The sequence below is a fragment of the Streptomyces sp. NPDC002176 genome, from assembly GCF_044903645.1.
Lineage (GTDB): Bacteria > Actinomycetota > Actinomycetes > Streptomycetales > Streptomycetaceae > Streptomyces.
Map to the genome: position 1 here is coordinate 129,911 of NZ_JBJDQW010000005.1, position 18,760 is coordinate 148,670.

15 protein-coding genes and 1 tRNA gene are annotated in these 18,760 nt (G+C 66.8%); 12 read left to right on the top strand and 4 right to left on the bottom strand.

All coding sequences use genetic code 11. The annotated features are described in order from the left end of the window. Positions 1–6 precede the first annotated feature (6 nt). Positions 7–345, bottom strand: coding sequence for a transcriptional regulator WblA (gene wblA, locus ACI2LY_RS23390; RefSeq protein ID WP_030811461.1), 339 nt, complete (start codon positions 343–345; stop codon positions 7–9). A 547-nt stretch (positions 346–892) separates the two neighbouring features. Between wblA and ACI2LY_RS23395 the strand changes: the two genes are divergently transcribed. Beyond that, positions 893–3,181, top strand: a complete 2,289-nt coding sequence (locus tag ACI2LY_RS23395; protein WP_404708872.1) for a transglycosylase domain-containing protein — start codon at positions 893–895, stop codon at positions 3,179–3,181. Positions 3,182–3,248: 67 nt separating this feature from the next. Here ACI2LY_RS23395 and ACI2LY_RS23400 read toward each other — a convergent pair whose 3' ends face one another. Further along, positions 3,249–3,716, bottom strand: coding sequence for a GatB/YqeY domain-containing protein (locus ACI2LY_RS23400; protein WP_389004230.1), 468 nt, complete (start codon positions 3,714–3,716; stop codon positions 3,249–3,251). Positions 3,717–3,838: 122 nt separating this feature from the next. On the opposite strand from ACI2LY_RS23400, the gene ACI2LY_RS23405 reads away from it, so the two are divergent. The 3 genes from ACI2LY_RS23405 (at position 3,839) to ACI2LY_RS23415 (ending at position 5,720) form a co-directional block, all read left to right on the top strand. Beyond that, on the top strand, positions 3,839–4,765 hold the full coding sequence (locus ACI2LY_RS23405) for a metallophosphoesterase (protein ID WP_404708873.1): 927 nt from the start codon (positions 3,839–3,841) through the stop codon (positions 4,763–4,765). Positions 4,766–4,820: 55 nt separating this feature from the next. Next, positions 4,821–5,582, top strand: a complete 762-nt coding sequence (locus tag ACI2LY_RS23410) for a Pr6Pr family membrane protein (RefSeq protein ID WP_404708874.1) — start codon at positions 4,821–4,823, stop codon at positions 5,580–5,582. A gap of 64 nt (positions 5,583–5,646) precedes the next feature. Next, positions 5,647–5,720 (top strand) — tRNA-Pro (locus tag ACI2LY_RS23415). A 910-nt stretch (positions 5,721–6,630) separates the two neighbouring features. Here the strand turns inward: ACI2LY_RS23415 and ACI2LY_RS23420 are convergent. Both ACI2LY_RS23420 and ACI2LY_RS23425 read right to left on the bottom strand, forming a co-directional pair. Beyond that, entirely contained in the window at positions 6,631–7,287 is a 657-nt protein-coding gene (locus ACI2LY_RS23420; RefSeq protein WP_404708875.1) for an Eco29kI family restriction endonuclease, read from the bottom strand. Between the two features lie 73 nt (positions 7,288–7,360). Then, positions 7,361–8,200 carry a GIY-YIG nuclease family protein gene (locus ACI2LY_RS23425; protein WP_404708876.1) on the bottom strand — a complete coding sequence of 280 codons (840 nt, stop codon included), beginning with the start codon at positions 8,198–8,200 and terminating at the stop codon, positions 7,361–7,363. Between the two features lie 118 nt (positions 8,201–8,318). Between ACI2LY_RS23425 and ACI2LY_RS23430 the strand changes: the two genes are divergently transcribed. The 8 genes from ACI2LY_RS23430 to ACI2LY_RS23465 all read left to right on the top strand — a co-directional run bounded on the left by ACI2LY_RS23430 (position 8,319) and on the right by ACI2LY_RS23465 (position 18,513). Next, a complete protein-coding gene (locus ACI2LY_RS23430; protein WP_404708877.1) occupies positions 8,319–9,671 on the top strand; it encodes a DNA cytosine methyltransferase in 1,353 nt (450 codons plus the stop codon). Positions 9,672–9,675: 4 nt separating this feature from the next. Beyond that, complete coding sequence (locus tag ACI2LY_RS23435; RefSeq protein WP_404708878.1) at positions 9,676–10,473, top strand: very short patch repair endonuclease; 798 nt, start codon at positions 9,676–9,678, stop codon at positions 10,471–10,473. 610 nt (positions 10,474–11,083) lie between these two features. Beyond that, on the top strand, positions 11,084–13,438 hold the full coding sequence (locus ACI2LY_RS23440) for an ATP-binding protein (RefSeq protein ID WP_404708879.1): 2,355 nt from the start codon (positions 11,084–11,086) through the stop codon (positions 13,436–13,438). Next, complete coding sequence (locus tag ACI2LY_RS23445; RefSeq protein WP_404708880.1) at positions 13,435–15,099, top strand: DEAD/DEAH box helicase family protein; 1,665 nt, start codon at positions 13,435–13,437, stop codon at positions 15,097–15,099. The genes ACI2LY_RS23440 and ACI2LY_RS23445 overlap by 4 nt, the downstream gene beginning before the upstream one ends. Beyond that, positions 15,096–15,695, top strand: a complete 600-nt coding sequence (locus ACI2LY_RS23450) for a hypothetical protein (RefSeq protein WP_404708881.1) — start codon at positions 15,096–15,098, stop codon at positions 15,693–15,695. The genes ACI2LY_RS23445 and ACI2LY_RS23450 overlap by 4 nt, the downstream gene beginning before the upstream one ends. A gap of 28 nt (positions 15,696–15,723) precedes the next feature. Further along, a complete protein-coding gene (locus tag ACI2LY_RS23455; protein ID WP_404708882.1) occupies positions 15,724–17,061 on the top strand; it encodes a sigma factor-like helix-turn-helix DNA-binding protein in 1,338 nt (445 codons plus the stop codon). A gap of 217 nt (positions 17,062–17,278) precedes the next feature. After that, entirely contained in the window at positions 17,279–17,836 is a 558-nt protein-coding gene (locus ACI2LY_RS23460) for a hypothetical protein (protein ID WP_404708883.1), read from the top strand. Beyond that, positions 17,833–18,513 (top strand): hypothetical protein, encoded by a 681-nt coding sequence (locus ACI2LY_RS23465; RefSeq protein ID WP_404708884.1) that lies wholly within the window; start codon positions 17,833–17,835, stop codon positions 18,511–18,513. The genes ACI2LY_RS23460 and ACI2LY_RS23465 overlap by 4 nt, the downstream gene beginning before the upstream one ends. The last annotated feature ends 247 nt before the right edge of the window (positions 18,514–18,760 follow it).

Sequence of the window (18,760 nt, forward strand, 5' to 3'; positions counted from 1 at the left end):
AAGCCCTCAGCTGACGGCCGCGTAGTTCTCGTACACCTCGTCGTCGTCGAGGGGCACGATGCCGGTGCCGCGCTCGTACTCCGAGCGGGCGGTCTCCAGCAGCCGCCGCCAGGAGCTCACGGTGGGCCGTCGGCGCAGCAGCGCCCGGCGCTCGCGCTCCGTCATGCCTCCCCACACGCCGAACTCGACGCGGTTGTCCAGCGCGTCGGCCAGGCACTCCGTGCGCACCGGGCAACCGGTGCACACCGCCTTGGCCCTGTTCTGCGCTGCTCCCTGCACGAACAGTTCATCCGGATCGGTAGTGCGGCAGGCGGCCTGCGCACTCCAGTCGGTAACCCAGCCCATACCGGCGCCGTCCTCTCCCGAATCGAGGCTCCCCCACGGCGGCAGCGGCATATTCACCGCCGCCAGTTGAGGACGTTACGGAAGGCGCGGACAGCGCAACACCCCCTTCGGGCCCAATCTTGAATGGCCCGAACGGACTATGGGTAAGCGGCAGATCACCCGGAGGAGTGAGCTGGCGACATGCGTGATCATCCCGGCAAAGCGGGACGGTTGTGGTGCGGCACATGGGGCGCCGGGTGACACACGAGGCGGATTCGGACACGTCCCCACCGGGAGGGCCGGAGCACTCCGGAACGATTCGGGGTCGCCGGACGTATTGCTACCTGGCCCCGCCGCTGTGACAGTTGAGAGCAGCTTAGGCCAATGCCTGTGCGTGTGTCCGGCGAATGACAACCTGAGCCCCCGCTTTGCCACGCCGTGACGTCGTCACGTCGCCACGCTCTCATGCCGTCGCACCACCCGACCGGACGTCACGATCCTGCACCCGAACCGCCCGAGGGCCCGTCGCTCCCCCGGAACGCTTATCACCACGGCTTAGGCTGCTCCCATGCCAAAGAAGCGCTCGGGCGGTGGTCTGTCGGCCACGCAGCAGGCCGCCAAGTTCCTCGGTGTCAGCGTGCTCGCGGGGGCGGTGACGGCGGGCATCGCTCTGCCGGCCGCCGGGGCGCTGGGCCTCGCCGCGAAGGGCTCGGTGCAGGGCTTCGACGAGATCCCGGCCAACCTCAAGAGCCCCCAGCTCAGCCAGCGCACGACCATACTGGACAGCCGGGGCAACCAGATGGCCACCGTCTACTCCCGTGACCGCACGGTGGTGGAGCTGAAGGACATCTCGCCCTACATGCAGAAGTCCATCGTCGCCATCGAGGACTCGCGCTTCTACCAGCACGGCGCGATCGACCTCAAGGGTGTGCTGCGCGCGCTGAACAAGAACGCGCAGAGCGGGGGCGTCGCCCAGGGCGCGTCCACCCTCACCCAGCAGCTGGTGAAGAACTACTTCATCGAGGAGGCCGGGGACGACCCGACCAAGGTCGCCCAGGCCACCCAGCAGACCCTCGGCCGCAAGGTCCGCGAGCTGAAGTACGCGATCCAGATCGAGGAGAAGCTCGGCAAGAAGAAGATCCTGGAGAACTACCTCAACATCACCTTCTTCGGCGAGCAGGCGTACGGCGTCGAGGCCGCGGCCCAGCGCTACTTCTCCAAGCCCGCCAAAGACCTGAACCTCCAGGAGTCCGCCCTGCTGGCGGGCATCGTGCAGTCCCCGAGCCGCTACGACCCGGTGAACGACGAGGCCGAGGCCACCAAGCGGCGCAACACCGTGCTCCAGCGCATGGCCGAGCTGGGCGACATCTCCCAGGCCGAGGCCGACCGCGCGGGCCAGGAGCCGCTGGGCCTGCGCGTCAGCCGCCCCAAGAACGGCTGCATCACGGCGACCCGCGACTCCGCCTTCTTCTGCAAGTACGTCGAGAACGTCTTCCTCACCGACCCGGTGTTCGGCAAGACCCGCGAGGAGCGCGCCAAGCTCTGGAACAAGGGCGGCCTGACGATCCGTACGACGCTGGACCCGACGGCGCAGAAGTCGGTGCAGGACTCGCTGAAGGACCACGTCTACAAGTCCGACTCGGTGGCGGCGGCCTCGACCCTGGTGCAGCCGGGCACCGGCAAGGTGCTGGCGATGGGCCAGTCGAAGCCGTTCGGCTACGGCAAGGACGAGACCGAGTACAACTTCTCGGTCGACCGGGACCTGGGCGGCTCCAACTTCGGCTTCCCGACGGGTTCGACGTTCAAGCCGTTCGTGGCCGCGGCCGCGATCGAGGGCGGCAAGCCGCCGACGCAGGCGTACTCGGCGCCGTACAAGATGAATTATCCGAGCCCCGTCCAGCGCTGCGGTGCCACGCCCTACCGCAACACCGAGAAGGAGACGGTGGAGAACGAGAACGAGTCCGAGAAGGGCCCGTACCGCATGAAGGAGGCGATGGCCAAGTCGGTCAACACCTACTTCGTGCAGCTCATCTCCGACATCGGGCTGTGCCCGGTGGTCAAGATGGCCGACAAGATGCACGTGGTGCAGGGCGACGGCACCAAGCTGCCGCAGGAGCCGTCCATCGCGCTCGGCGCCAAGGGCCTGTCCCCGCTGACCATGGCCAACGCGTACGCCACCTTCGCGGCGCGCGGCATGTACTGCTCGCCGGTCGCCATCGAGTCGATCACCGAGAAGGCCGGTGACGAGGAGAAGTCGCTCCCCGTGCCGAAGTCGACGTGCTCGCGGGCGATGAGCGAGAAGACGGCGGACACGGTCAACACCCTGCTCCGGGACGTGATCGACTCCGGTACCGGCCAGGAGGCGGGCCTGAACGACCGGGACAGCGCGGGCAAGACGGGTACGACGGACGGGCGGAAGAACGCCTGGTTCGTCGGCTACACCCCCAACATGTCCGGCGCGGTCTGGGTCGGCAGCGCCCGGCAGGACGTGAAGATGAGCGGCATCACCATCGGCGGCACGTACCACGACCAGGTCTTCGGTGGTGGCGTACCGGGCCCGATCTGGCGGGACGCGATGTCCGGCGCCCTCGCGGGCAAGGACGCGCCCGACTTCAACACGATCGACATCCCCGACGAGCAGGACAAGGGCGACGGCGGGGACAACGGCCGTGGTGACGGCAATGGCGGCCGCCAGGGCACGCCGGGCGGCGGCCTGATCGGCGGCCTCTTCGGCGGCCTGACCGGCGGGAACGGCGGCAACAACGGCGGCCGTCCAGGAGCCGGTCAGCCGAAGCCGACGAAGCCGAAGCCGGGGAACCTGGTGCAGGGGAACACGAACGGCGGACGCCGGAACTGAGTTCTTGGGTACGACAGTGGGGCCGCACCTTTCGAAAAGGTGCGGCCCCACTGTCATGCACGTGGCCTCAGCCCTGGAGCTGCTGCTTCACGATCGCGGCGACCCGGCCGCCGTCGGCCTGACCGGCCACCTTGGGGTTCACGATCTTCATGACGGCGCCCATGGCACGCGGACCCTCGGCCCCGCCCGCCTTCGCCTCCTCGACGGCCTGGGCCACGATCGTGGTCAGCTCGTCGTCGGAGAGCTGCTTGGGCAGGTAGGTGGCGAGCAGCTCGCCCTCCGCCTTCTCCCGCTCGGCCTGCTCGGGACGGCCACCCTGGGCGAACGCGTCCGCGGCCTCGCGGCGCTTCTTCGCCTCCTTGGTGATCACCTTGAGGACCTCGTCGTCGGACAGCTCGCGCTTCTCCTTGCCCGCGACCTCCTCCTTGGTGATCGCGGAGAGGGTCAGCCGGAGCGTCGCGGAGCGCAGCTCGTCGCGCTCGCGGATCGCGGCGTTGAGGTCGTCGTGGAGCTTCGCCTTGAGCGTGGTGGTCATGGACCGATTGTCGCAGGTGCGTACGGCCGAACGCCCCCTGATTAAACGCCCCCTGATTAAAGGGGCTTGATTGAGGGGGCGCCCGCTCTTGAGGCTTCGGCGGGGTCTGACACGATGGGCGTATGCGCGCGCGATACGGAGTACCTCTGGGGATCATGGCGGCCGGGGCCGCCGGTGTGGCGTACGCGGCGGGCTTCGAGGTCCGCTCCTTCCGCCTCCGACGAGTGACCGTGCCGGTCCTCCCGCCGGGCATGCGCCCGCTGCGGATGCTGCAGGTCTCCGACATCCACATGGTCGGCGGGCAGCGCAAGAAGCAGCGCTGGCTCCAGTCGCTGGCCGGGCTGCGGCCCGACTTCGTGATCAACACCGGTGACAACCTCTCGGACCCTGAGGGTGTCCCCGAGACGCTGGACGCGCTGGGCCCGCTGATGGAGTTCCCGGGCGCGTACGTCTTCGGCTCCAACGACTACTACGGCCCCAAGCTCCGCAACCCCGCGCGGTACCTGCTGGAGAAGGCGAGCGGGAAGCACGGCCTGAACGGCAACGCGCCCGCGGTCGGTGTGATCCACAACCCCTGGGAGGACCTCAGGGACGGCTTCGACACCGCGGGCTGGCTGAACCTGACCAACCAGCGGGGCGTGCTGAAGGTCGAGGGCGTCTCCATCGAGCTGACCGGCCTGGACGACCCGCACATCAAGCGCGACCGTTACGCCCGTGTGGCGGGCGGCCCCTCCGGAACGTCCGACTTCTCGATGGGCGTCGTCCACGCCCCCTACCTGCGCACCCTGGACGCCTTCACGGCGGACGGCTACCCGCTGGTCCTCGCCGGGCACACCCATGGCGGCCAGCTGTGCATCCCCTTCTACGGCGCGCTGGTCACCAACTGCGACCTGGACGCGGACCGGGTGAAGGGGCTGTCCACCCACACGGCGGAGGGCAACACCTCCTACCTGCACGTCTCCGCGGGCTGCGGCACGAACCGCTACACCCCGGTCCGCTTCGCCTGCCCGCCGGAGGCGACGCTGCTGACGCTGGTGGAGCGGGTGTAACCCGTCCGGAGTGGCCTGAATGGCCGCATTTCGCCCTCCTGCCTAGCGTGAGGGCATGACCGCACCGATACCGCCCGTGCCCAGGGAGATCCCGGATCTGCCCGCGATCCCCTGGGAGAGCACGCCCGTACTGAAGCCGTCCTTCGTGCCGGTGACGGCGGTGGTGGCCCCGGTCCGACGCCCCCTGGTGGCCACGTACCGCCTGCTGACCGCGCTGCTGGCGGGGGCGGGGGTGGCCCTGGAGGTCTACCTCGCCGGCCCGGCCCGCGCGCTGAGCTACTTCAGCGTGCAGAGCACGGTGCTGCTGGCGGTGGTCATGCTGGTGTCGGCCTCCCGCTCCTGGCGCCCGCGCCGGGCCCTGCCCGCGGCCCTGACGGGCGCGGTCCTGCTGTACGCGGTGATCAGCGCGCTGGTGTACCACCTGCTGCTGGCCCACACGACGCCGCCGTTCACCATGACCGGCGCGACGGCACCCCCGGTGCGGTGGCACGCCCAGTGGGCCGCGCTCCAGGTACTGCACACGGTGATCCCCCTGGCGGCGGTACTGGACTGGCTCCTGCTGACCCCGGCGTCCCGGATGCACCTGCGCCAGGCGGCGGCATGGCTGCTGTTCCCCCTGACCTACCTGATCTTCACACTGACCCGGGCGATCTTCGCCCCGACCCACCCCCTCTACCCCTTCCTGGACGTCACGGCCCACGGCTACCGCCACACCCTGGCCAACGCGCTCCTCCTCGGCCTGGCGATCTACGCCCTCGCCCTGCTCCTGGTCGCCCTCGACCACACCCGCCCCACCCCGGTCCGCCGCCGCGTCTAACCGGATTTCGCCTCAGGCCCCCGGTGGGCTAAAGTAAACGACGTCGCAGCGACAGCAGCGACATCGGGGTGTAGCGCAGCTTGGCAGCGCGCTTCGTTCGGGACGAAGAGGTCGTGGGTTCAAATCCCGCCACCCCGACAGCTGTAACACCTGGAAGGGCCTGACTCTCAGAGAGAGTCAGGCCCTTCCAGCGTCTTCGATGATCGTTCGGGAGAAGGCCGGGAGGACGATCTTGATCGTGGCCCTCCCTGCCGGGAGACCCGGCCCTAGCAGCCCCGCTCGCTGCTGGTCACCTCCGCTCGTACACCAGCGAATCCGAAGGTGGGGCTGGCGGGGCTTCCATGCTCAGACCGCCTCTGTGGACCTCGCCGTTACGATCGGCCCGTGCCCAAGAGGTTGTCCGCTGCCGAGCGCCTCGGCCTGTTCATCGCGTGGGAAGAGATACGCGCCTGGTGCCGACGCCCCCTGTACTTCAGCGCGTTCGAGGTCGAGCACGTGCTACCCAAGCATCTCGTTTGCCAAAAATTGCCAGAGAGCGGGGCTCGCTACTCGAACTACATGGCTTGCTGGAGACTTCGATCTCCTCGGATTTGGCAATCTCGTCCCGAGCTGCGGCCCCTGCAATCGAGATAAGAGAACCCGTCCCCCTGTCCATGCTCCCGCCGTCACGCTGCTGCTCGACGAAGCCCGCGAGCGCGCGCCTGGCATTCAGTCCGAGGCCGTAGGCATGGTGACACAGAACCAACTCATAAAAGCGCTGGCCGTGGTACGCAAAACCGCCGAGCAGTCGTGGCCTGACACCACGACGCTAGCCGCGCTCCGGACCGCCGGTGAAGAGATCATCAGCGCGGTGCGGGCGGTCACCGAGCACACAGTGACGAAGATCCATCCCGTTCTGGGCTTTCGCGTATCCGAGAGTAGTACCGCGTTCGATCCGCAGTGGTCGCAGATCCAGCTCCAATGCGTACCGATCGCGCCGCCCGTACCGGCGCCGGTATCCGGGGCTGCCGCAGGAGTGACACGGTCACCCATTCATGCGGCAGCCCCCTCAAAGGGTCTCAAGATCCATATAGGTATCTGTTACGGGGTGAGGCCACGGCAGTTCGTCGTAGTCGCTCACCTGCCGCGCTATGTGGGCCTTGGCCTCCACGACCAGCTTCTCAACGTCATGGACGACGCCACCGTGAGTACGCCGGCGCCCATCATGCACGGTGTCCCACTTGCTCTTCTTGCTCTGACGAGTCGTCGCCCCCTGCTCCTTACTGCCGAAGCCCTTCAGCTTGCTGTTCCAGATCGGCGTGTATCCAACGCGCAACGCGTTCTCACCCAAGTCGGCATGCACATCAGGCAACAGGAGGGCCCGAAACCGGAACTCGGCGATCGGCAGGCCCCCTTCCATGATCGACAGGCGATGTTGCCTGAGCCTGCTATGGAGGGGATATCGCTCCCGAACCCTCTCCCCAGTGGCGGTGTTACTGGAAAGGGCCTGCCCCGCGTAGACGGGGATTTGAAGGCTTGCGAGCGGGAGATACAGGGCTACGGTCGCACCGCGGTAGTACAGGGCATAGAGTCCGGATCCCTCGAACCTCGGGATCTCGTCCGTCATAGAGACCAGGGGTTGCCGCTCGAAGGTCTCACAGATGGTGGTCGCGATCTGCGCGGTCGACAGAGGGTCGAACGACGCGGGGGTGTACTCGGCGGTCATGGCTTCCTGATCGGTGATCCAGCGTCGGCGGGGAGGTTCCGCCGGGCGGGCTATGTTCGTCTGCGCTTTCTGGTCACTCGTCTGGTTCAAAGAGATCATCCTGGGTGATCTCCTCGGGCGATGCCTCGGGCTCAGTCTCGACCACTCTGCCAGACCGGTAGTACCGCCAGGCGCTCTTGTACTCGCCCGGGGAGTCCGCATACATGATCACGTACCCCATGAGGGCAGTGATCTGCCACGTCTCTGGAAGCGCCTCGGATACCAAGTGGAACGCCTCACCGGCGGACAGACCAGCCTGCGGCACGGTCAAGAAGGTCGCCTTCGAGTCCGGCGGCTCGATGTACCGGAAGTTGTACGGCAGTCCGTTCTTGAGTGCCTTGAGAAAGGCGCTCAGCGCGATCCTTCCGGGTGTCAGACCCTCGACGGCACGTTCCAGGTCGATCGGGTAGACGACGTCGAAGTGGTTCTTCTTCAGGATCGTGCTGTCACGCTGACGCCCCGGGTCTTTATTGCCGAATCCGTTGTTGTTCCACGGTATGTCGCCCATTTCTTTGTGATGGCTTATGAGCAGCTGCTCAGGAGCCAGGGCGGAAAAGTCCTCATCGACGTACAGACAGGAGAACGAAACGTGGCGGATGTCGATGTTGCGTCGGCCCGAAAGCTTTCGCAGATGGTTTGCCAGTCGACTAGGCAGAGACTTATCGGCCTTGCCCACGTAGACGAACTTGCCGTGAAGGTATAGCTGGTAGACGCCGGGCCGCTCGTCGAGACTGGCAAGGCGTTGCTCGACGAGCGGGGCGCGACCAAGGCGCGTCAGGGCATGGGCCAGTTGATCGCCAAGAGCCTTGGTGATGCTCAACCGGAAGTCATCGTGGTAGGTGCCACGGCCGTCCGACCTGGCCGCCTGCGTCATTCCCTTGGGCCCCTTCCGCCTCGTTGATCACCACGAACCCTATGGTCTTGCTCACTTATAGGCGACCCGTTCGAGTGAAAACCCACCGCGATCACCAACTCCGCGGTATGGTTTCCTCATGGTTGACCTGCCTGAAGAAACAATGAAGCCGCGAACCAGCGTCGAACTGTTCGCGGGTGGGGGCGGCCTCGCCATGGCGGTTCACCAAGCGGGCTTCCGTCCGCTCCTGTTCAACGAGTTCAACAACCGGGCCTGCGAGACGCTCATCGCGAGCGCGCGGAAGACCCTCGGCGTCGACGGTCTCGAGCGCACCGAGGAGAAGAACCCCAAGCCGCCCCAGCCGGGGCGGCCGGCCCCCCTCTACCCGGGGGACGTGCGCGACCTGGACCTGAGCGCTCTCCAGGGTGAGGTCGACGTCCTCGCCGGAGGCCCTCCGTGCCAGCCGTTCAGCGCCGGCGGGGCCGCCAAGGGCGATGAGGACAAGCGCAACATGTTCCCCGCCATGTTCAAGGCCGTGCGAGAGATGCGCCCGAAGGCGGTTATTTGCGAGAACGTCCGCGGGCTACTGCGGCCGTCATTCGCCGAGTACTTCCAATACATCCAGAACGAGCTGCGCCTTCCGTTCGAGAAGCGCGTTGACGAGGTCAAGTGGCAGGACCACAACGCACACCTGACCCGCATTCTCGACCGACTATCCGACGAAGACAGTGACCCGGATCACTACAAAGTCGTGATGGTGCGAGTCAACGCCGCCAACTACGGAGTCCCGCAGGTGCGTAACCGCGTGGTACTCGTGGCCTTCCGGGCTGACCTCGGCGTGGACGTCGAAGCCTTCGAAAAGTATGTCAAGACGGAGAGGTTCTCGTCGGATGCCTTGTTCCGCTCGATGCGTGACGAGGACGGCCCTTACTGGAGACGCCATTCAGACGTAGAGGACCACGTTCGCGAACGGGTACGAAAGAGCCTCCCGAAGGTGATCAAGGAAGATGACTGCCAGCCGTGGCGGACGTTGCGCGACGCCATCCAGGGCTATGGCACGGACACGAAACTCCCGGCGCTGCCCTCTGTCGATCTTGCCCGACTCCACGAGAAGTTCGACTTCAGCCAGGAGATCGACGTCGTCGGTCACATCGGGTGGCCTGGAGCCCGCATCTATAAGGGTCACACCCCAAACGAACTCGACCGTCCCGCGAAGACCGTCAAGGCTGGCGTTCATGGCGTGCCGGGTGGTGAGTCCGTGATGCTGCTGGACAAGCGGGTACGCGACTCCTCGTCACCGGACGGCTGGACCTACTTGCACCGTTACATGACCGTGCGCGAGACCGCCCGAGTAATGACGTTCCCGGACGAATGGCACGGCTCCGGGCCTCGAGGCGAGCAAATGCGACAGTTGGGCAACGCTGTTCCGGTCGTCCTCGGTGAGTTCTTCGCCAAGGCCGTCGCCGACGCCCTATCCGCAGCGGGACACTAGGGTTATGCCGCAGACAGGGGTCGGGGGGCACTGGAAGGACAGACTGCCCCCAGAGCGCGCGTATAAGCGTCGAGCTGGCGCGGCCGCGCCGGCGGTTGAGCAAGACCGCGCTGCCGGTGGCCGCAATCGACGCAACGTAGACTTGGGCGACGGGCGCCTCGCCCGCGCCTCGATCACGCTCCGCTTGTACCGGAGCACACGGCGCATTCGCGCCTATCTCCGCTGGTCACGGGACGGCAAGACCGAGGAGAGGTATGTCTGCGAGGTCGAGCTCGACTCCCGCAAAGAGAACCTGGCCGACGCTTGGCGACAAGCGCGAGCAAAGGGGCTTCTAGCGGAAGAAACGTTGCCGCCCGAGTCGACGGCGTCATCACTCGAGGTGCGGGCTTCCATGCGCGGAAACCGCAGCAAGAACACCAGGCCGGAGCTGCTCCTCCGCAGCCTGCTCCATCGCCGCGGCATGCGCTACAGGGTCGACAGTCGGCCAATCGCCGACGTCCGGCGAAGAGCCGACCTCGTCTTCCCTGGCGACCGCATCGCTGTATTCGTGGACGGCTGCTTCTGGCATGGCTGCCCGGACCACTACCGGCCTGCCACGAAGAACGCGGATTTCTGGCGGGAGAAGATCAACGGTAACAGGGCAAGGGACACGGAGACCAACGACACGCTGGCCGCGGTTGGCTGGACAGTCATCCGCGTTTGGGAGCACGACGACCTCAACCAGGCGGCGACTCGAATCGAGAACGCCGTCCGGCGAAAGCGCGGCTTGGCGCACATCGTCGCTATAGCGAGCGACCACTGATCAGGTCACTGGCAGCGTCATTCGAACGGCACAAGACGATCCTGTCGCCCCCATCGCTATGAGCCGACGATGTCTCACCGGAGTTAATACCCGCCTCGGCCAAGACGCTCATGGGCAGGGCGGCCGTGCCGTCGACGATGACTTCGGATGGACTTCGAATCACCACTCCAGCCCTGAGCTGACGTTAACACAGGTGACTGCACGTCATTGCCCTTGCCCAGGGCATCAATCGCGGCACCCGAGACAAGAAGACGGTGCCGGAGGCGGCCCCTCCATCGCTGCCGCATAGGCGGGAGACACGGAGATCCTCAAGCCGCGGCGGAACGCGTCGCGAACCTGGTGCGTAAGAAGACCCGCGTCATCGAGGGCGGCCTCTCTCCTCACCATCCGCGGCGGAATCACCCCTGTTCGCGAGGATTCAACCCTTTCATCCCTGCCCCAGTAGCCACATGATTCACCGGGATTCGCAAACTCCGGCCGGATTGTCAGTGGTCGCCTCTACTCTCGGGATCGAACGCTCGGCTCATCAGGGTCGGGCGGCTTCGCCGTGCCCACGCACGGCCGCGGCCGTCGTAACAGCGTCCCCACCCGTCAGGAGGGTTCCGCCGGAGTGAAGATCACCCCTTCCGCCCGCGTACTCAGCATGCTGGGCGAGATCGATTTCGACGAGTGGCAGTGTGTGGCCGAACTCGTCGACAACCCCTTCGACGACTTCCTCGACGTCCTGCGCTCGGGGGTGGAGTGGCCTGACGGCTTCACGGTCAGCGTGACCCTGCCGTCTTCCCCGAAGGGGGTCCTGGAAGTCCGCGACACCGGGCGCGGTATGTCGTACAAGCGGCTGGCGCGCGCGGTGAGGGCCGGTTGGTCCGGGAACGACATGCACGACAAGCTCGGCCTGTTCGGCATGGGCTTCAACATCTCGACCGCGCGCCTCGGCAGGCGCACGCGTGTCCTGACCACCCGCGCCGGCGACACGAAGTGGATCGGCGTCGAGATCGACCTCGACCAGATCAAGGACGACTTCGAAGCGAAGGACATCACCGAGCCGAAGGACAACCCGTCCCACCACGGCACGAGGATCATCATCGACCGCCTGCAACCAGCGCGCGCCGAGTGGCTGCGCCGCAACGGCGCCTCGCTCCGCAACACCCTGGGCTCGGTGTACTCGTGGATCCTGACGGAGCATCCCTTCGAGCTCTACGTCGGCGGGGCGCAAGTCAAACCGGTCCGTCACTGCCGCTGGGGCGACGACCGTTACGTGCTCTACAACGGCAAGGAGCGGGTTCCCGCCTACATCCCGATCAACGAGAGACTCCAAGACGGGATCGCCTGCCGGGACTGTGGAGAGTGGCAGATCGGTTCGGGTGAGGTCTGTTCAGTCTGCGGCAGCGACAACCTGGCCGTGCGCGAGCGCCGAATCCACGGCTGGCTCGGCGTCCAGCGCTACCTCGACAAGACCGAGTACGGGATCGACTTCCTACGCAACGGCCGAAAGATTTTGCGCTGGGACAAGCAGCTTTTCACCTGGAACAACCCTGACGGAGTCGCGGGGAACGAAGAGCCCGAGTACCCGGTCGAGCTCGCCCACCAGGGTGGCCGCCTCATCGGCGAGATCCATCTCGACCACGTCCCCGTCATCTACCAGAAGGACGCGTTCGAGTACGGGGACCGTAGCTGGCTCACCGCCGTGGAACTGCTGCGCGGCGTGGCGCCGCTCCAGCCCCAGCGGGCCAGCAAGCTCGGCTACCCGGAGAACGAGAGCCCGTTGGCCCTGCTGTTCAAGGGCTTCCGCCGCAACGACGCGGGCCTGCGCTACCTCGTCCCAGGCGATGGCGGCAAGCCGATCCACTCGGACACTCGGGACTGGGGCCGAAAGTTCCGGGCAGGCGCCGCTGAGTTCCAGACAGACGAGCACTGGTGGCAGGCGGTCCTGCGACACGAGGAGGAGAAGAAGCGGGGCAAGGAGGCCAAGACGGCGGCGAGCGTGCCGACCCTGCCCGACGAGCAGGCCGTCCTGGGTGCCCTCGGCCTTCCCACCGACATCCCCGCCTCCGGCGCCGCCCCGCTCACGACCGGCTCCAAGGCCATCTCCACCTTGCCCGCCCAGACAACTGTGGCGGTCAAGGCGAAAACGGAGACCCGCAGCGAGCGCCTGGCCCGGTACGAAAGCGCGGCGTCTCCGCACGCGTACCTGAGTCGGTCGTTCGGCCACCCCGAGCTCGGCTACGTGAAGGTGCGGACGCTGCTGCTGAAGCCGGACGAGCGGCTCCTCGACGACAAGGGCCTGCGCGTCCCGGTTCTGCTCGACCAGCGATCTGGCAACGAGCTGACCGCCCTCGTCGACCCCGAGCACTCCGCGTTCCAGCGATTCGGAGCGGACTACTCTGACCTCCTCCTGGTCGAACTGGCCGCCGTCCTGAAGGTTCGGGCGCGTTCCGACTGGAGCCCGTCCCAGCTCGTCGCGGCGATCCGCGCCGAGTCCCTGCAGGAAAGCGCGCTCAACGGCACCACCGTCGGCGCCGAGTCCCGCGACCTCCTGGCGGAGATCCGCGAGCGTGTGGCCGAGGTCCTCGATCGCAGCGGTGGCGGCTACGCAACCGCCTACGGTCGCCTCTCTGACGAGGAAAAGATCGCGACCGAGGAGGCGATGATCGCCGCCGGACGTGTCGGCCTCGTGAGCCGTCTCGGCCTGGACTCCGGATTCGTCCACCACGTCCCCGCGCTGGCCCTGGTCCGGCTCGTCGAGGCGATGCCGGCCTCATTCATGGACGGATCCGTCTTCCGTGGCCCGTACTCCGGGGTGTCCTCGCCGTCCGGGAAGGCCCTGAGCCTGGCCCGGGTCACGGGATGCCTCGCGGACGTCGCGACGCTCGGCACCTTCGCTGGGGAGGCCACCGCGCCGCAGCTGCGGCGCGCCCGCCTGAGCATCACCCTTCTGCGCGACGAACTGGCAGGTGAGGAGTGAGTGCCGCGTTCCTGACGGCCACCGAACTGCGTGACGGCGGCCCGGAGGGACTGACCAAGGCGCTCGAACGGACTCTGTGGCACCTGGGTTTCCACGACGTCCGTGTCATAGACGGCGCCCACGACCATGGCGCCGACCTGCTCGCGGTCCGCGACCGCGAGCAGTGGGTGTTCCAGAGCAAGTGGAAAGCGCACGGCACGGCCGATCACGCGGGCGTCGACGACCTCGAACGCGCCCGCACCCACTACCGAGCCGACAAAGCCGTCCTGGTGACCAACACGAACATCACCGCGTCGGCCGAGGCGCGGCGCCAGGCGCTGGCGGGGATCGGCGTCGACATCGCCCTGTGGCACGGAGCCACCCTGGACGCGATCGGCCAGAGGATGCCTGACCACGTACCCGCCCGCTACGCCCTGCGGCCGTACCAGCAGCAGGCCGTGGCCGCGATCGAGCGGGACCTCGACACCGAAGGGACAGCTCTGCTGGTGTTGGCGACGGGGCTGGGTAAGACGGTCGTCGGCGGCGAGGTCATCGGCGATCTCCTCGCCTCGCGTCCTGACGCGCGCGTCCTGGTCGTCGCGCACATGCGCGACCTGGTCGGCCAGCTGGAGAAGGCGCTGTGGCGGCACCTCCCGAAGAGCGTTCCCACCCGCCTCCTCACCGGTGAGAGCAAACCCCGGGCCCTCGACGGCGTCGTCGTCGCGACCGTCGAGTCGGCACTGTCCGCCGTACGCGTGGGGTACGAACCCGACCTCATCATGATCGACGAGACTCATCACGTGGCCGAGACCGGCAGGTTTGCGGAACTCCTCGATCTGTGTGGGACTGCGGGACGATTCGGAGTCACCGCCACCCCTTGGCGCGGCGACAAGTTCGACATCACCGCCCGCTTCGGCCACCCAAGTTTCAAGATGGGCATCGCCGAAGGCATGGCGGCGGGCTACCTGTCAGCCGTCGATTACAAGCTGTATGCGGACGGTGTCGACTGGGACGCTGTCCAGGACATCAGCCGTCACGGCTACTCCATCAAGGATCTGAACCGGCGCCTGTTCCTCCCTCAGCGGGACGAGGAGATCGTCGAGCACCTGCGGACGGTCTGGCGGGAGACCGCCGAGCCCCGCGCCATCGTCTTTTGTCAGACCATTGAACACGCCGAGCACATGGCGGACCTCCTCGCCGTCGCGGACCCGGCTTGGGCCAACACCTCCCATTTGCACAGCAATCTGTCGAAGCGTCACCGCGATGTCCTGCTAAACGAGTTCCGTCTCGGCCGCGTCCCGGTGATCACCTGCGTTGACGTGTTCAACGAAGGCGTCGACGTGCCCGACGTAAATCTGATCGCCTTCCTGCGCGTCACCCACAGCCGACGGATCTTCGTGCAACAGCTCGGCCGGGGGCTGCGCCTGAGCCCCGGCAAAAAGGCTCTGAAGGTCCTCGACTTCGTGACCGACATCCGTCGCGCCGCAGCGGTGCTGAACCTGCGCCGGACGTTGGAGGCCGAGGAGACCGAGCACCTGGAACTCCCGCATGTCTCCCGGATCGAGTTCCAGGACGAAACGGTCGGCTCTCTGATGGATATGTGGATCCAGGACGCCGCCGACCTCGAAACCGCGGCGGACGAAGTCCGTCTCCAGTTCCCCCTGCCGAAAGGAATCCTGTGACCGACTACAAGATCCCGCCCACCGTCGAGAAGGCCGTGGTCACGCGGATCTACTGCCAGGCCGACGAGGCCCGGTGGCCGCACCTCCAGGACGTGGATCGCACCCGCCTCTATCGGGAGTGGACGGAGGATCCGGAGATTGGCGGCCGCCTTCTCGACTTCGTGGGGCAGCAAGCGAACATCCGTCCCTGGCTCAAGGACTGCCCTATGAAGGAGTACGAGCGGGCGCGGCGAGGAGAGGGCAAGTACGCCAAGTACGTGTCGCGGCCGGCCGCGACACTCGAGCAAATGGTCGCGGCGATCCTTGGCCCCGGCTGGGAAGTCATTCCGGGGACCACCCAGCAGAAGCCGATGCGCGCGCGAATCCGCGAGGTCGGGGTGGAGGACGAGGAGCGGCACTTCGTGGCCGGCACGGCGGCGAACCTCAAGCACCTCGTGTGGCCGGCCATCCTCGATCGGTCCACCGGGGAGACCTGGCCCTGGATGATCTGCGTCGTCGATCCGTTCCGCGCCCCCGTGTCGCCCGAGAAAAAGGAGGAGCACCGGCGCATGGCCGAGTTCCTCGGTGTGCGGGTCGTCTATTTCAACGAGATGTAGGGGGAAGCCGATGGGGGATGAGCGGCCGATGAGCGATTGGTTGGTCAGGGCGTGGGAGACGGGGATCTTCGACGAGCGTGAGCAGGCCGTCGTCGCGGGCCGGGCCGAAGGACGGACACTGGACGAGGTCGGGAGAGTACTCGGGCTGACCGGCGAGCGTGTGCGTCAGATCCAGAACCGAGCGCGGAAGCGGCTCGCGGACATGGCGGACATCGTCCAGGAAGGCTGGCGGGAGACGGCCCTCGCCGCAGGAGCGGGCCCGGGCACCTCACGAGAAGCCTTTGCCGCCGCGCTGGGGGTCGTCGACCATGTGGCACTTGAGGAGCTGCTGACTGCGGCGGGTCTGGAGGCGCCACAGACGTGGGCAGGGCTCCTGCGTGGGTGGTGGAGTGCCGCCCCCGGCACTCTGGACGGCGCCCTGCGCCGTCTTGTCGACACCGCTCCCTTCCGGGGCGACGACCTCAGCCGGGCTGCCTCCGAAGCCGGACTACCCGCAGGTCTCCCCCTGGCCCGGCTCCTTAGCCACCCCGAGTCACGGCTCGCCCTGAGCCTCGACGGGCACTGGGTCCGCCGCAGGGCGCGGGGTCGCGATGCCGCGTACCTGTGGCTGCTGGAGGCCGGGCGCCCTTGCCAGCCCGACGAGCTGCTCGCCCCCATGGCCTCGACGACCCCCGCAGCGGTGCGGGAAGCGCTGCGCCGTGACGACCGGTTCCGGCAGATCCGCCCCGAGGGCACCTGGGCTTTGACCGAGTGGACACACCTACACGCTTCTCCGTACTCCACGGCGGTGGAGGCGATGACCGCGGTTGTCAACGAGATGGGCCCCCTCTCCCGCGCACAGCTCTTCGCCCGGGTGACGGAGCTGCACCCTGTCACCCCATGGCGTCTGACGCAGTGCCTGATCAGCGACCAGCTGGGCGAGACTCCCGACGGCCTCATCGACCTCGTCTCCCGCGGCGCCCGTCCCATTGAGGAGGACGAACCGTCTCAGCCTGACTCAATGGCTATCGAGGGTGACGTCCTAGGGGCGCGGATCCGCGTCACCCGAGACCTCCTGCGCGGCAGCGGTATCAACGTGAACACTTGGCTGACCTGGCGACTCGGGCTCCGCCAGGCTCCCACGAGCCGCTCGTTCATGACGGCCGGGGAGCATCCCCCCCTCATCGTCCGCCGCCGCACAAGCAGCGCCCAGCTGTCCAGCCTCCGACTCCACGCGCTCGAACTCGAGGTCGTACACGGCTGCGTACTCGCCATCCTCCTCCGTCTCGACAACAACACCGCTCGCGTTGGTCACGGCTGCGCACCGGAGGCCTGCCCGGCGCGGCGGACACGGACTGCGGCACCGCCGACGGCGGTGAACTCCTGACGCGGCCTCGGGAAGTCCCGGCTCAGCCTGATGGTCACCGGCCCGGCACCGGTACCGACCTGATGCCGCCGTCTCCTCCAAACACTGCCGCCGTTCCAAAAGCTCTCCTGCTCGGGAGGGATACCCCGGCGCCCCCTCGGTGCATCGAGCGCAAGGCACCAGACGCACCACAGACCGATCAGCTACCTCTAATTGAGACTCCCGATACGAGGGGAATATGAACCGACTCGAACTGCGCAACGCGGAGCAGCAGCTCCGCGAATCACTGCAAGACACCTCCCTGAGTTGGGTGCTCGACGATGTCGACGCGGCAATCGCCGCAGGAGTGCCTGAAGAGAAGATCCTCCGCCGACGCCAGCAGCGCCGCGGCGATGATTCCCCTGCCACGAGTCCGGCTGCGGCTGCGGCTCGATACGAAGTCGTGGACCGCATGCTTGGCCTCGGCGAGTACGAGTCACACCGCAAGGGAGGGACGCTGGTCATCGCCACACGAGCCATGACAGACGAGGAGCGTGTCCAGCTCCTCCTGGATGCGGTTAGGCGCGTGCTCGTCGACCTGCCTGAAATGGAACAGGAGGTGCTGAAGACACTTCGAACCGAGCCCGAGGGCGACGCCGGCAGCCGGAGCATGGCTGAGGCGGTCGTGTTCGAGCCAGACGAAAACGCTCGATCGCGTCGTAGCCGAACGGAGTTCCGGGGAGATCGGATGTCGGCTGAGCAACGTATGCGCGTCAGCCAACTGCTGGCCGACGTGGCGAGGGGGGTTGTCAGTTGAGCACGGTCGATCAATTGGTCAACGAGATCAAGAGCCTTCTCGCTACGGGGGCGGTGTCGTACGACTCTGCTTCGAAGCCGTCCGACGTCTACGAGGGCTTCATCTTCTCCCTGATCGTCGCCACAGCGAGTCGGCACGGTGCCACTGTCACCTACGAAGACATCTACGGGGCGAAGGCGCGCAACCTTGTCTTCCGGACGGGGCCCGGGCAGCTGTACAGCAACAGCCAGCCCTTCACCCACGCCGTGATCGAGTTCGACGGAGCTCCCGCCCTCGAAGTCCACCTCGGCGTCTACGTGACCGGCTCATCGGGCGTCCTGCACGAGTGCGACGTGCTGGTGCTGCCGGCCGAGGAAGCCGCCCTGAGCCGGGCACAGGGCATCGCACCACGAGGCAGTCAGAGCGTCCTCATCGTCGAGTGCAAGTACTACGTTTCCAACCTCGGTATCGGCCTCGCGCGGAACTTCGAGGGATTGCGCGCCGACATCCGTACCCAGGACGAACTCTTCATCGCCAACACCAGGTCATCGAGCATCGTGCGGTACCTCGATGCCCGCAAGAGAGGCTTCGAGCCGGATGTCGTGCCCAATTCGCCGCAGGCAGGCTATCTACAGGCGGAGATCAGGAAGACCTTCAAGAGCTACCTGAGCAAGCACGCACCCTCAACAGTGATCTGAGCCGGTCGGTCGAGCGTCGCACGCCAACGATTTCGCGCGAGCCGAGACGTTGGGACAGACGGACTCAGCTGCCATCAGCTGGGGACCAACCCCCACCCCAGGCCCTTCCGAGATCGCCCGACGCCGCCCCATCCCAAAATCCTGACCAGGGAAAACAGCAAGGCCGACCAACCGGAGATGGACCGGCCGCAGGCGGCCGACAGCGCGGACAAATTCTGGACGGGACATTGGTGGCCATCAAACATCC